Origin of the sequence: Brevundimonas sp., assembly GCF_046299535.1 — a bacterium.
In the GTDB taxonomy this organism is placed as follows: domain Bacteria; phylum Pseudomonadota; class Alphaproteobacteria; order Caulobacterales; family Caulobacteraceae; genus Brevundimonas.
This window is the reverse complement of sequence record NZ_JBKBIB010000001.1, coordinates 163,961-177,638: the sequence shown is the minus strand read 5'-3', so window position 1 is coordinate 177,638 and position 13,678 is coordinate 163,961. Positions and strand designations below refer to the sequence as shown.

At 68.3% G+C, this 13,678-nt stretch carries 13 protein-coding genes; 8 read left to right on the top strand and 5 right to left on the bottom strand.

What is annotated here, in order from left to right:
• Positions 1 to 10: 10 nt before the first annotated feature.
• A complete protein-coding gene (locus ACK4FB_RS00935) occupies positions 11 to 382 on the top strand; it encodes an NtrZ family periplasmic regulatory protein (protein WP_409746749.1) in 372 nt (123 codons plus the stop codon).
• Here the strand turns inward: ACK4FB_RS00935 and ACK4FB_RS00930 are convergent.
• On the bottom strand, positions 379 to 1,029 hold the full coding sequence (locus tag ACK4FB_RS00930; RefSeq protein WP_409746746.1) for a thiamine phosphate synthase: 651 nt from the start codon (positions 1,027 to 1,029) through the stop codon (positions 379 to 381). The two genes, ACK4FB_RS00935 and ACK4FB_RS00930, sit on opposite strands and share 4 nt — an antisense overlap.
• Here ACK4FB_RS00930 and ACK4FB_RS00925 point away from each other — a divergent pair.
• Together ACK4FB_RS00925 and ACK4FB_RS00920 are read left to right on the top strand one after the other, a co-directional pair.
• The gene (locus tag ACK4FB_RS00925) at positions 1,028 to 1,702 is read left to right on the top strand and encodes a YggS family pyridoxal phosphate-dependent enzyme (protein WP_409746743.1); all 675 of its coding nucleotides are present in this window, start codon (positions 1,028 to 1,030) and stop codon (positions 1,700 to 1,702) included. The genes ACK4FB_RS00930 and ACK4FB_RS00925 overlap by 2 nt on opposite strands.
• An 81-nt stretch (positions 1,703 to 1,783) precedes the next feature.
• Complete coding sequence (locus ACK4FB_RS00920; RefSeq protein WP_409746740.1) at positions 1,784 to 2,470, top strand: response regulator transcription factor; 687 nt, start codon at positions 1,784 to 1,786, stop codon at positions 2,468 to 2,470.
• Between the two features lie 2 nt (positions 2,471 to 2,472).
• Here ACK4FB_RS00920 and ACK4FB_RS00915 read toward each other — a convergent pair whose 3' ends face one another.
• From ACK4FB_RS00915 to ACK4FB_RS00900, 4 genes are all read right to left on the bottom strand, one after another.
• Positions 2,473 to 4,488, bottom strand: coding sequence for an ATP-binding protein (locus ACK4FB_RS00915; RefSeq protein WP_409746738.1), 2,016 nt, complete (start codon positions 4,486 to 4,488; stop codon positions 2,473 to 2,475).
• Between the two features lie 91 nt (positions 4,489 to 4,579).
• On the bottom strand, positions 4,580 to 5,377 hold the full coding sequence (locus ACK4FB_RS00910; RefSeq protein WP_409746735.1) for an exodeoxyribonuclease III: 798 nt from the start codon (positions 5,375 to 5,377) through the stop codon (positions 4,580 to 4,582).
• Between the two features lie 686 nt (positions 5,378 to 6,063).
• A complete protein-coding gene (locus ACK4FB_RS00905; RefSeq protein ID WP_409746732.1) occupies positions 6,064 to 6,984 on the bottom strand; it encodes a pirin family protein in 921 nt (306 codons plus the stop codon).
• A gap of 34 nt (positions 6,985 to 7,018) precedes the next feature.
• Positions 7,019 to 7,504, bottom strand: coding sequence for an Lrp/AsnC family transcriptional regulator (locus tag ACK4FB_RS00900; protein WP_409746729.1), 486 nt, complete (start codon positions 7,502 to 7,504; stop codon positions 7,019 to 7,021).
• A gap of 151 nt (positions 7,505 to 7,655) precedes the next feature.
• Between ACK4FB_RS00900 and ACK4FB_RS00895 the strand changes: the two genes are divergently transcribed.
• The 5 genes from ACK4FB_RS00895 (at position 7,656) to lpdA (ending at position 13,606) form a co-directional block, all read left to right on the top strand.
• On the top strand, positions 7,656 to 8,909 hold the full coding sequence (locus ACK4FB_RS00895; protein WP_409746726.1) for a thiamine pyrophosphate-dependent enzyme: 1,254 nt from the start codon (positions 7,656 to 7,658) through the stop codon (positions 8,907 to 8,909).
• 56 nt (positions 8,910 to 8,965) lie between these two features.
• Entirely contained in the window at positions 8,966 to 10,033 is a 1,068-nt protein-coding gene (locus ACK4FB_RS00890; RefSeq protein WP_409747080.1) for an alpha-ketoacid dehydrogenase subunit beta, read from the top strand.
• Between the two features lies 1 nt (position 10,034).
• Positions 10,035 to 11,660, top strand: a complete 1,626-nt coding sequence (locus tag ACK4FB_RS00885) for a 2-oxo acid dehydrogenase subunit E2 (protein WP_409746723.1) — start codon at positions 10,035 to 10,037, stop codon at positions 11,658 to 11,660.
• Between the two features lie 152 nt (positions 11,661 to 11,812).
• On the top strand, positions 11,813 to 12,148 hold the full coding sequence (locus tag ACK4FB_RS00880) for a GIY-YIG nuclease family protein (RefSeq protein ID WP_409746720.1): 336 nt from the start codon (positions 11,813 to 11,815) through the stop codon (positions 12,146 to 12,148).
• 63 nt (positions 12,149 to 12,211) lie between these two features.
• Positions 12,212 to 13,606: a dihydrolipoyl dehydrogenase gene (lpdA, locus tag ACK4FB_RS00875; RefSeq protein ID WP_409746717.1), complete on the top strand. Its 1,395-nt coding sequence runs from the start codon at positions 12,212 to 12,214 to the stop codon at positions 13,604 to 13,606.
• Positions 13,607 to 13,678: the final 72 nt, after the last annotated feature.

Here is a 13,678-nt window from a genome sequence, read left to right as displayed (position 1 = left end):
CCTTGTTGCGATGGCCGCTGCTGCGGCTCTGATAGCGGCGTCGGATGACGTCGCCGCGCAGACTCGCGACTCCGCCAACGCCTCCGTCCAGCCATCCGCCGCCGTCCGCAACGATCTGGTCTCCGGGCGCGACACGCCAAGGCGTGGCCTGCAGTGGAACGAAGACGGTCGCTGGGGCCTTGACCTGAACCTCAGTCAGCCGGTCGGCCGTGAAGCGGACTGGAGCGACGTTCAAGCCGGCGCCTACTATCGTCTTAACCCGCGCCTCCGCGTCGGCGCCGCAGCCTCGCTGTCGGAGCCGCAGACCGATCCCGCCCGGCCGGTGGAGACGGACCGCCGCTCCCAGCCCCGGGTTCGGCTCGAGACTATTTTCAAATTCTAAGCGGATTCCGGGGCGAAAGCCCTGACGATCCCGTCGACCGCGCAGAGACCCGCAGCGCCGCTGGAGGCCAGCATGCGGACGTTCGCCGCGTGAATTCCGCCCAGCGCCAGAACCGGCAGGCGCGCGCCGCTGATCATTGCGCCGAAGCGTTCAGATCCCAGTGCCTCTCCGCCGGATGGACTGGCCGTCGGAAAGACGGGCGACAGCACAGCGGCGTCCAGTCCCGTGTCCGCAGCCCGGTCCAGCGCCTCCGGGGAATGGGCCGCGCCGGTGACCAGCGCCAGTCCGGCCGCTCGCGCCTCCCCCGCCCGGTGAAGCGTGCGTTCTGGCAAATGCACGCCGTCCGCGCCGACGGCGACGGCCAGGGCGATGTCCAGCCCGATCAGCAGGCGCACCTGCCCCTCAAGGGTGACAGCCCTCAGCCGTCGCGCGTCGGCCTCCGCCTCGGCACGGCCAAAGCCGCGATGAATGACGGCGGCGCCGGGAGGCAGGCGGGCTGCGATCTCCCATGGACGAGGCGTGCGGTCCGGGTCGGTGACGAAAAGGAGCGGCGGCAGGCGCGCCGCAGACGGGCTGACACGGGCCGCGGCGCGGTTTAAGGCCTTGGCTGTCTCCCACAGCCGGGTCGCTTCCTCGGACAGGACCATGGACTCTCTCGTCGCCTCAGCTCTGGAAACGGTGCGCCGCCGCATCACCAGGGCGGCCCGCGCGGCGGGGCGGGATCCCTCGGATATCACGCTGACCGCTGTTTCCAAGCAGCAGCCCGAAGCAGCGGTCCAGGCCGCCCTCGATACAGGCCAGCGTATTTTCGGCGAGAACCGGGTTCAGGAGGCGCAGGGCCGCTGGGCGGAACGGCGGGCCGTCCTGCCCGATCTGCATCTGCGGCTGATCGGCCCCCTGCAGTCCAACAAGGCGGATCAGGCCCTGGCCCTGTTCGACGTCATCGAAACCCTGGACCGGGAAAAGCTGGCGCGGGCGCTGGCCGAGGCGGGCCTGAAGGCCGGGATGCGGCCCCGGGTGCTGATCCAGATCAACACGGGCGAGGAACCACAGAAGGCGGGCGTCATTCCCGCCGGGGCGGACGCCTTCATCGCCCGGGTCCGCTCTGACTACGACCTCGACCTGCAGGGCCTGATGTGCATTCCGCCGCTGCAAGAAGAGCCGGCCATGCATTTCGCCCTGCTGTCGCGAATCGCCGCCCGCAACGGCCTGGGGGTGTTGTCCATGGGCATGAGCGGTGACTACGAGACGGCCGTACGCTTCGGCGCGACCCATGTTCGGGTGGGTTCGGGCCTGTTCGGCGCCCGTCCTGCCCCCTGATCGGTCGCAAAGTCCCGCCTCGGGAGCGAATTTCGCCGTTCAAGCCTTGGCGATCGGCCCGGCGCTCGCCATTCTTGTTGCATGGCGCAATCCAAGACCCTGCTGATCATCGACGACGATAACGAACTGCGCGAGGCCTTGGCCGAGCAGCTGGACATGCATGACGAGTTCAAGACCGTCCAGGCCGCCACGGCGACCGACGGCGTTCGCATGGGCCGCGAGATCCGCGCCGACCTGATCCTGCTGGACGTGGACCTGCCCGACATGGACGGACGCGAGGCCTGTCGCCAGATGCGCAAGGCCGGGGTCAAGTCGCCCATCATCATGCTGACCGGGGCGGCCGCCGATTCGGACGCCATCCTGGGGCTGGATTCCGGCGCCAATGACTATGTCACCAAGCCCTTCCGCTTCGGGGTGCTGCTGGCGCGGATCCGCGCCCACCTTCGCAGCCACGAACAGTCCGAGGACGCGGTCTTCGCCATCGGCCCTTACGAGTTCCGGCCCGCGGGCAAGATGCTCATGGGTCCGAAGGACAGGAAGATCCGGCTGACGGAGAAGGAAACCAACATCCTCAAGTACCTCTACCGCGCCGGCGCCAAGCCGGTGTCGCGCGAGGAGCTGCTGACCGAGGTGTGGGGCTACAACGCCGGGGTCACCACCCATACCCTTGAGACCCACATCTATCGTCTGCGGCAGAAAATCGAGCCCGAGCCGGGCCAGGCCCGCCTGCTGGTCACCGACGCGGGCGGCTATCGCCTTCAGCCTTAGGCCTAGACCCCGAGCGCGGTTTTCAGGGTCTCCAGCATGCGGCGGGCGTCCACGGGTTTGGGCACCCAGCCGTCCATGCCGACGGCCAGATAACCGTCGGTCTCGTGGGCCAGGATGCTGGCGGTCACCGCGATGATGGGCGTGCGGGGCCGGTCCTCGGATTTTTCGCGTTCGCGGATGCCGGCGGTGGCGGCGATGCCGTCCATCCTCGGCATGTGGATGTCCATGAGGATGGCGTCCCAGTCGCCCGACGCCCAGGCCTCGATCGCGGCCTCGCCATCCTCGACAGTCTCGCTCTCGATGGCGAACTGGCTGAGCAGGGTCGAAAGCACCAGCCGGTTGGCGGGATTGTCCTCGGCGATCAGCACCCGCACCGGGCGATCCGGGGCTGCGCCGCGGGCGTCCTCGCGCGGCGCGGAGTCCACGGGCGTCAGGGCGATCTCCAGCGCGAAGGTCGACCCCTCGCCCGGTGTGCTTTCAACGGTAACCGCCCCGCCCATGAGCGCGGCCAGATCCCGGCAGATGGCCAGACCCAGCCCGGCGCCGCCATGCTTTCGGGTGCTGGAGCCGTCGGCCTGGACGAAACGGTCGAAAAGGCGGGCGCGGTCCCGGGCGGCGATGCCCGGCCCGGTGTCGGCCACGCTGAGGCGCAGGATGTCGTCCTCCCGGGCGATGCGGCCCTCGATCCCGCCGGTTTCGGTGAACTTCAGGGCGTTGGAGAACAGGTTGCCCATCACCTGACGGATGCGCACCACGTCGCCCAGGAACCAGCCCTCGGCCTCCGGCTCCACGACCAGGCTGAACGCAAGGCCCTTCTCGGCGGCCAGCGGACCATAAAGGGCCGCCAGATCATTCCCGAAATTGCGCATGTTGAAAGGCGCAGGCTCAAGCGACAGCCGCCCGGCCTCGATGCGCGAGATATCGAGGATGTCGTTGATGATGCGCAGCAGGGCCGCGCCGGACTCATTGATGGTGTCCAGCCTCTGGCGCTGGGCCGGGGACAGTTCGTCGTGCGCCATGATCTGGGCCATGCCCAGCACGCCGTTGAGGGGGGTGCGCAATTCGTGGGTCATGGTGGCCAGGAATTCGGACTTGGCGCGATTGGCGGCCTGGGCCTCGATCATCAAGGCTTCGGTCTGGCGACGATGCTCCTCGGCCTCCCTTTCAAGGCGCATCTTGACCACGGCGGCGCGGCGGAAAGTGTCCACCGCCCGCGCCATGTCGCCGATCTCGTCGCGACGACCCACGCCGGGCGCGACGAAGTCGGTTTCGCCCGCGGCCAGGCGACGCATGATCCGGGTCAGGGCCGAGACAGGCGAGCCCATATCCCGCACCAGAATGGCGCCCATCAAGGCCGCGATCAGGGCGGCGCTCAGGATGCCCCCGACCAGGGCGATCTCCATGACAACCAGCGCCCGGCCGTTGGCCCCGTGGTATCCCCGCAGGGCGCTGCGAGCGTCATCGCGCAGGGCGTCCAGCACGTCCTCGGCCGGAGCGATCAGGCCGTCCGCCAGCCCGGCTTCGCCCACCAGGGCGACGGCCTCGGCCCGGCTTGCGGGGTCGGCGGCCAGGGCCATGGCCGGCGTCATGGCCTCTGCCTCCCAGCGGGCGTAGGCGGCGTTCAGGGCCGCAACCCGCGCCTGCATGGGGGGATCATCCGCCGCGAGACGCGCCAGTTCGTCGGCGTGCCGGATATAGCTGGGCCGGTGAACGGTCTCGATGCGGCGCAGATAGTAGGGCTCGCCCGTCAGCATGAAGCCACGCAGCGAGTTCTCTTGGCGGGCCAGGTCAAATCGCGCGCCGGCAGACGCGCTCAGGGTCGCCAGGGCCTTGACGCTGGCGGCCTCGAACCGCTTGACCGTCTGCATGTGGGTGAAGAGCACCACGCCCATCACGGCGATGGCCGTCAGGACCACCGAGAAGGCCACAACCATCTTCAGCGGGGTGCGCAGATGGAACAGGCCCATGCCCCGACTCAGGAGGGCCGTCAGTGCGCGCGAGGCTCCATAGTTCGGCATCAGCCCCCCTTGGACCGGCCCTCAATCCTGTACGGTCACACTAGGCCCTGACGCCGGTTGCAGGGGCGTTAATGTCAGACCATTTCGTCGATCAGACCGCCAGGTCGAGGGCCACGGGCGCATGGTCGCTGGGCCGTTCCCATGCGCGGACGTCCTCGTGGATGCGGGCCGAACCGGGGATGACGGCGGGGGTCAGACCGGGCGAGGTCCATAGGTGGTCCAGCCGAAGGCCCCGGTTGGACTGGCGGAAATCGGCGGCGCGGTAGCTCCACCAGCTGGCCAGCTTCTGGTCTTCGGGATGGGCGGCGCGGACCACGTCGGTGAACCCCAGCGAGGCCTGAAGCGCGCGCATGGCATCCACCTCGACCGGCGTGTGGCTGACGATCCTCGACATGTAGCGGTGGTTCCACACGTCGTTCTCGCCGGGCGCGATGTTCAGGTCGCCGGCCACCAGCAGGGGGGCCTTCGGGTCCCGGGCGCCGAACTGGCGGGTCAGGCGCTCGTAAAAATCCAGCTTGTGATCGAATTTGGGATTCAGGGTCCGGTCGGGAATGTCGCCGCCGGCGGGGATGTAGAAATTCTGGATCTCCACCCCCTGGATGACGCCGGAGACGCAGCGGGCGTGGCCTTCACGACAGGCGGCCAGATCGGGCGCATCGGCGATGGGGTGGCGCGAGGCGATGGCCACGCCATGCCAGCCCTTCTGGCCCGCCACCTTCAGGTGGGGCAGGCCCATGTCGCGAAAGGCGCTTTCCGGAAACTGGTCCGGCAGGCATTTGATTTCCTGCAGGCACAGCACGTCCGGGGCCTGTTCGGCCACGAAGCGGGCGACCTGTTCGGCCCGCAGGCGCACGGAGTTGACGTTCCAGGTGACGACGCGAAGGGACATGGCCCGGACCTAGAGGATTAGGGGGTGGCGCGCCACTTTTGTGCGCTACCGCGCGCCGCGCGGCGCTCGCTGCTTGAGCGCGTTTAGGGCGCTACCGCTCTCGGGACGCGGTCCCTCGCTGCTTGAGCGGGTTTCCTGGTGCGCTACCGCTCGGCGCGCGGCGCCTCGCTGCTTGAGCGCGGGCGTGCGCAATTGCTTGGGCTGAGCCGCGCTCAGGCTGAAGCGCCCGTCGGTGCGGGTTGATGGGAAGGGGACGGGGCGCCGGGCCATCGCCCGGTGTAGGGATAGACAAATACCGTTTCGACGAAGGCTGACGCCCCGCGCGATCGTTATCCCAGAGCCCCCGGTGGGCACGCGTCTTAGGCGCTAGCCGGTGTTTAGGCCCTGAACGGGCGGGCATGGACAGCGCTCCATGTCCCGGACCCGGCGAGTAATCCGCCCCGCCGCTATATCCCGCTCGATCACAGCCCGTCGCCGCAAGGTCGCCGGCCGAGCGCCCTTCCCGTGCGACGGGATGGGAAAAGCATACGGGCCGGGGGAACGCGGTCGGAGAACTGCACTAAGAATTTTGCGGAGATCTTATGCGGCAATGCATTGGCCCGGAAAAATGCGGGACGAACTCGGCAGTTCCGCCCGCATCAGAGCTGTCCCTTCTCCCTCAAGGGGAGAAGGAAAGGCGCCGTGGATCAAACCGGGTGGGTCGGCTCCGGTTTCGGGGCCGCGGGCGGCTCTTCGGGCAGGGGGATGAACTCCAGCGAGTCCTCCGACGGCAGGGCCATGCGTCCGGCCTTCCAGTCGGCCTTGGCCTGGTCGATGCGAGCCTGGCTGGAGGAGACGAAATTCCACCAGATGATGCGCGGGCCAACCGGCTCGCCGCCCAGCAGCATCACCGAGGCCTTTTCCAGCGCCTTGATGGTCGGCTCGGCGTGGGGCTCCAGCACCGCCATCTGGCCGGCCTGCAGCACCCGGTCGCCGATCTCGATGGAGCCTTTGGCCACGAACACCGCCCGCTCGCTCATGCCCCCGGCGCCCCGGCCCGGCGGCGGGGCGGAGCGCACGCCCGGCTCCATTTCCCAGTGCACATAGAACAGGGGCGAGGAGGTCTTGACCGAGGCGGCCGCGCCATAGGCCTCGCCCGCCACCAGCCGGGCGAACAGGCCGCCGTTCTCATAAGCCGGCAGGTCGGGCTCGCCGTGGTGGAAGAAGGCGGGATCGGTCTCCTCCGCCTCGTCGGGCAGGGCGATCCAGGCCTGCATCCCGTGCATGGGGCCGCCCTGGGTCTTCTTCAGGGGGTCCGTGCGCTCGGAATGGACGATGCCCTTGCCGGCGGTCATCCAGTTGACCTCGCCGGGACGGATGGCCTGGGTGTATCCCAGACTGTCCCGGTGCATGATCTCGCCCTCGAACAGATAGGTCAGGGTCGACAGGCCGATGTGAGGATGCGGCCGCACATTGATGGCGTCCGAGCCCGGCGCGAACTCGGCCGGGCCCATCTGGTCCAGAAAGACGAAGGGTCCCACCATGCGGCGCGCATGGAACGGCAGGATGCGCCCCACCTCGAACCCGCCAAGGTCCTTTTTCCGCGCGTCGATGACCATCTCGATCATGGCCGTGTCCCCTTCATATCCCGGCGAACGCAGACTAGACGTGCGGCGTGACCAGCGCCAGCGGCAGGGCGGTGACGTTCTTCACGCCGCGGGTGACGATGTGGCTCTCGCAGTCCGAGACGATGCCCAGGCTGAGCAGCTTCTCGCGCAGGAACAGGTCGAAGGCGTGCATGTCGCTGGTGATGATGCGCAGCACATAGTCCTCGCGCCCCGTGATGGTGGCGCACTGGATCACCTCGGGCCAGTGGGCGACCGCCTCCTCGAAGATCTGGAGGTTCTCCCTGGAGGGCAGGCTGAGCTTGACGATGGCGTAGACCTCGAAATTGAGGCCCAGCAGATCGGCGTCCAGCAGCGTGACCCGCTTGCGGATCAGGCCGCTATCCTCCAGTCTCTTGATGCGGCGCCAGCAGGGCGAGGCCGAAAGGCCCACCCGTTCGGCCACCTCGGCCACCGGCAATCCGGCATCCTGCTGCAGGATATCCAGGATGCGGGCGTCGATGGGATCCAGTTCTTCGGCCAAGCCGTTTCTCCAAATTGCGATTTGGCGCAATAATCTACCCCAATTCGTCCTTGTGCAAGGGCAAAATTGGGCGGACGTGGAGCGACCCCTCGTGCTATGCGTTCGCTGAGGAAGCCCCGCCCGCCAACGGCCGCAGACGCTGAGACGGACCATGAGCAAGACGCCCCCGGCCAAGCGGCCGAACGCACGACCGCTGTCGCTGCGAATTCCAGAGCCCTCGGGCCGGCCCGGCGACACGCCGGACTTCAGCCATCTGAGGCTGGACGAGCCCGGCGCGGTGGACCGCCCCGAGACCAATACGCCGCCGCTGGACATGCGCGACCACGCCTTCCGGCTGGTGCGTGTGCTGAACGATGCGGGCGAGGCGGTGGGGCCTTGGGATCCGAAGCTGGACGCCGAGACCCTGCGCAACGGCCTGAGGGCCATGATCCTGACCCGCGCCTTCGACGACCGGATGCACCGGGCCCACCGCCAGGGCAAGACCAGCTTCTACATGAAATGCACCGGCGAGGAGGCCATCGCTGTGGCCCAGGGCATGGTGCTGCCGCGCGAGGACATGGGCTTTCCCACCTATCGCCAGCAGGGCCTGTTGATCGCGCGGGGCTATCCGCTGGTCGACATGATGAACCAGATCTATTCGAACGCCTCGGACCCCATCAAGGGCCGCCAGCTGCCGATCATGTACTCCAGCCGCGACTACGGCTTCTTCACCATCTCGGGCAATCTGGGCACCCAGTATCCGCAGGCTGTCGGCTGGGCCATGGCCAGCGCCTATCGTGGCGACGACCGGCTGGCCATCGCCTGGATCGGCGACGGGGCCACGGCGGAAGGCGATTTCCACAACGCCCTGACCTTCGCGTCCGTCTACCGGGCGCCGGTGATCCTCAACATCGTCAACAATCAGTGGGCCATCAGCTCCTTCCAGGGCATCGCCGGGGGTCTGGAGACCACCTTCGCCTCCAAGGCCGTGGGCTACGGCCTGCCCGCCCTGCGGGTGGACGGCAACGACTTCCTCGCCGTGTGGGCCGCGACCCAGTGGGCCGAGGAGCGGGCGCGCGCCAATCTGGGGGCCACGGTGATCGAGCTGTTCACCTACCGCGGCGCCCCCCACTCCACCTCTGACGACCCCAGCCGCTACCGGCCGGGGGACGAGCACGAGAAATGGCCGCTGGGCGATCCGGTGATGCGGCTGAAGCAGCACCTGATCAAGCTGGGCGAATGGTCCGACGACCAGCAGGCCGAGGCCGAGCGCGATGCGGTGGAAAAGGTCCGCGCGGCGGGACGCGAGGCCGAGGCCATCGGCACCCTGGGCCAGTCGCGGCCCAGCGTGAAGACCATGTTCGAGGAGGTCTATGCGACCGAGGACTGGCGCCTGATTGAACAGCGGCGCGAGGTGGGGGTCTGATCATGAGCAACACCACCTTCACCGACGCCGACCGCACCGACGGCCTCGAGCCGGACATGGTCGATCAGGACGCGGCCCCGAAGTCCGTCGCCCCGAAAGGCGACGTGGTCCCCATGAACATGATCCAGGCCCTGAACTCGGCCCTGGACGTGAAGATGGCCGAGGACGGCAATGTGCTGAGCTTCGGCGAGGACACGGGCTATTTCGGCGGCGTGTTCCGGGTCACCGACAAGCTGCAGGCCAAGCACGGCATGACCCGCAGCTTCGACGCCCCCATCAGCGAATGCGGCATCGTGGCCGCGGCCATCGGCATGGGCGCCTACGGCCTGCGCCCGGTCGTCGAGATCCAGTTCGCCGACTACATCTATCCGGCCTACGACCAGATCGTGTCCGAGGCGGCCAAGCTTAGGTACAGGTCGGCGGGCATGTTCACCGCCCCCATCGTGGTGCGCTCGCCCTATGGCGGCGGCATCTTCGGCGGCCAGACCCACAGCCAGAGCCCGGAAAGCCTGTTCACCCACATCGCGGGGCTGAAGGTGGTGATTCCATCGAATCCCCATGACGCCAAGGGCCTGCTGATCGCCGCCATCGAGGACGACGATCCGGTGATCTTCCTGGAGCCCAAGCGGCTGTACAACGGCCCCTTCGACGGCTGGCACGAGAAGCCGGTGTCGCCGTGGAAGGCGCAGGATCTGGCCCAGGTCCCCACCGGCAAATATGTGGAGCCCATCGGCAAGGCGCGGGTGATGCGCGAAGGCGCCGACGTCACCATCCTGGCCTATGGCACCATGGTCTGGGTTGCGCTGGCTGGCGCCGAGCACGCGGGGGTGGACGCCGAGGTCATCGACCTGCGCACGCTGGTCCCGCTGGACATCGAGGCCATCGAGGCGAGCGTGAAGAAGACCGGCCGCTGCGTCGTGGTGCATGAGGCGCCGCGCACGTCCGGTCTCGGCGGCGAGCTGAGCGCGCTGGTGCAGGAGCGGTGCTTCTATCATCTGGAGGCGCCCATCGCGCGGGTGACCGGGTGGGACACGCCCTATCCCCACGCCTTCGAGTGGGAGTATTTCCCCGGCCCGCAACGCGTGGCCGACGCCCTGAAAGCCGTCATGAGCGGGGGACGCTGATATGGGACGTTATGTCTTCAAGCTGCCCGACGTGGGCGAAGGCACCGCCGAGGCCGAGCTGGTGGCCTGGCATGTGAAGGTGGGCGACACGGTCGAGGAAGACCAGGTCATCGCCGACGTCATGACCGACAAGGCCACGGTGGAGCTGACCAGCCCGGTGGCGGGCAAGGTCACCGCCGCCCACGGCGAGCCGGGCGAACAACTGGCCGTGGGCTCGCCGCTGGTGGAGTTCGAGGTGGAGGGCGCGGGCAACGCCGAGGCCGCCGCCGCGCCCGCCGCGAAACCGGCTGAAACCCCTGCCCCTGCACCGGCGGCTGAACCCGCCGCTCCGCCCCGTGCGAAGGATGAGGCGCCCGCCGCCAACGTCGGCCGCGTGTTCAAGCTGCCCGACGTGGGCGAAGGCACCGCCGAGGCGGAGCTGGTCACATGGCATGTGAAGGTCGGGGACGCGGTCGAGGAAGACCAGATCCTGGCCGAGGTCATGACCGACAAGGCCACCGTCGAGATCACCAGCCCCGTCGCCGGGACCGTCGCGATCCTGCACGGCGAGCCGGGTCAGGCCCTGGCCGTCGGCGGGCCGCTGGTGAGTTTCGCGGGGGAGGCCGGGTCGGCTGAGGCCGCCGCGCCCGCCCCTGCCCCCGCCGCGAGCACGGCGTCATCGGCCCCCGCGCCGGAGAAGGCCAAGGCGCCGGCGCTCCAGCCCGCCCCGGCGCGCGACGTCATCGCCCGCCAGCCCCAGGCCCCCGGCGTGCGCCCGCTGGCCTCGCCGGCGGTGCGCCAGCGCGCCCGGGACATGGGCGTGGAGCTTCAGTTTGTGCCCGGCTCCGGCCCCGGCGGCCGCATCGAGCACGGGGATCTGGACGCCTTCCTGTCCGGCGGATCGACCCCCGCGGCGGCGTCCTCCGGCGGCTCGCTGTATGCGGCGTCGGAGGGGACCACCGAGACCCGCATCATCGGCCTGCGCCGCAAGATCGCGGAGAAGATGGCCGACAGCGTCCGGCGCATTCCGCACATTACGTACGTGGAAGAGATCGACGTCACAGCGCTGGAGGCGCTGCGGGCGCACATGAACGCGACCAAGGCCAAGGACCAGCCCAAGCTGAACGTCCTGCCCTTCATCGCCCGCGCCATCGTGGTGGCCCTGCGCGACCAGCCCACTATCAACAGCCACTATGACGACGAGGGCGGGATCCTGACCACCCACGCCGCCGTGCATCTGGGCATCGCGGCCCAGACGCCGAGCGGCCTGATGGTGCCGGTGGTCCGCAACGCCGAGGCGCGCGACCCCTGGGACACGGCCAACGAGATCGCCCGGGTGGCGGGGGCGGCGAAGGACGGCTCGGCCAAACGGGACGAGCTGAGCGGCTCCACCATCACCATCACCTCGCTGGGGACCCTGGGCGGGGTGGTGCACACCCCCATCATCAACCACCCGGAGGTGGCCATCGTGGGCCCCAACAAGATCGCCGAGCGCGTGGTGGTGATCGACGGCCAGATGGTGGTGCGCAAGATGATGAACCTGTCGTCCAGCTTCGATCACCGCATCGTCGACGGCCACGACGCGGCCGTGTTCGTCCAGCGCATCAAGGGCCTGCTGGAGCACCCGGCGACCTTGTGGATGGGGTAGGCTTCCTTTCTTTCCGCTCATCCCCGCGAACGCGGGGACCCAGTGCTTTGGGTGATGAACCGTGAGAGTCTTGTTGGAACGATCTCCTCAAGCTCCAGCGCCAGGCTGGACAGGACTGGGTCCCCGCGTTCGCGGGGATGAGCGGAGCTAGAATGGCGTTCTTCACCTACATCGTGGCGAGTGGGCGAAACGGGACGATCTATGTGGGCTCGACCGACGACCTGGTCACGCGTGTGAACCAGCACAAGAACAAGACCTTCTGTGGCTTCACCGCGAAATACGGCGTGGATCGGCTGGTCTGGTACGAGGTGTTTGACAGCCGTGAGGCCGCGTTCAAGCGCGAGCGCCGGATCAAGAAATGGAATCGGGTCTGGAAGCTGGACTTGATCGAGAAGGCCAATCCGGGCTGGGACGACCTTCACGAACGCCTTCGCCTCGGCGATCTGGTGGATGTGAAGGACTGGGCGCCTCCCGTAGAGGAAGGCTGAAACGCCGGCGTCAAGCTGGATAGAACTGGGTCCCCGCGTTCGCGGGGATGAGCGGAAAAGAAGATGCAAAACATCAAAACCAAGGTCCTCATCATCGGCGCCGGGACCGGCGGCTACGTCGCGGGAATCCGCTGCGGGCAGCTGGGGCTGGACACCGTTCTGGTGGACGGGGGCGACGGCCTCGGCGGGACCTGCCTGAACGTGGGGTGCATTCCGTCCAAGGCGATCATCCATGCGGCCTCCAAGTTCGAGACGGTCGCGAAAGCCGCTGACGGCGGCACGCTGGGGATCACGGCGGCGAAGCCGGCCATCGACCTGAAGGCGACGGTGGCATGGAAGGACGGCATCGTCAAAAAGCTGAACGGCGGAGTCGCGGCCCTGCTGAAGAAGGCCAAGGTAAAGGTCATCACCGGCTGGGCCACCTTCTCCGACGCCAAGACCTGCACCGTCTCCACCGATGACGGCGACATCCGCATCACCGCCGAGCATGTGATCCTGGCCACGGGGTCCGAGCCGGTGGAGCTGCCGTTCCTGCCGTTCGGCGGCGACGTGATCTCGTCCACCGGGGCCCTGTCCCTGTCGGAAGTGCCGAAGAAGCTGGTGGTGGTCGGCGGCGGCTATATCGGGCTGGAACTGGGCATCGCCTACCGCAAGCTGGGCGCCGAGGTGACGGTGGTGGAGATGGCCGAGCGCATCCTGCCGCTCTACGACAAGGCCCTGACCGATCCGGTGATGAAGTGGATGGAGCGCCACGGCGTGACCCTGCATCTGGGCGCCCGCGCCGGGGGCTTCGAAAAGGGCAAGCTGTCGGTGACGACGAAGGACGGCAAGCCGATCCAGATCGCGGCGGACAAGGTGCTGGTGACCGTGGGCCGGCGCCCGCGCACGCAGGGCTGGGGTCTGGAGACCATGGGCCTGGCCATGGACGGGCCGTTCGTGAAGGTGGATGAGCGCTGCGCCACCGCCATGAAGAACGTCTGGGCCGTGGGCGACCTGACCGGCGAACCCATGCTGGCCCACAAGGGCTCGGCCCAGGGCGAGGTGGTCGCCGAGATCATCGCCGGGCATGAACGGGTGTTCGATCCCGTGACCATCGCGGCGGTCTGCTTCACCGAGCCGGAGATCGTCTCGGCGGGCTTGGGCCCCGACGACGTGAAGGGCCGCGACGACGTGATCCAGTCGGTGTTCCCCTTCTCCGCCATCGGCCGGGCGCTGGCGCTGGAGGCCGGCGACGACGGCGGCTTCGTGCGGGTGATCGCGTCGAAGGCCGATCACCGCATTCTGGGCATTCAGGCCGTCGGCCAGCATGTGTCGGAGCTGTCCAACAGCTTCGCCCAGATGATGGAGATGGGCGCGGTGCTGGAGGACGTGGCCGGCGTCATCCACGTGCACCCGACTCTGGGCGAGGCCTTCCACGAAGCCAGCCTGCGCGCTCTGGGCCATGCCATACATATTTAGGGCCCTACCGCTCGCGCCGCGGGCGCTCGCTGCTTGAGGGCGTGGAGCGCTTCTCCTCCCCATCGCTTGGGA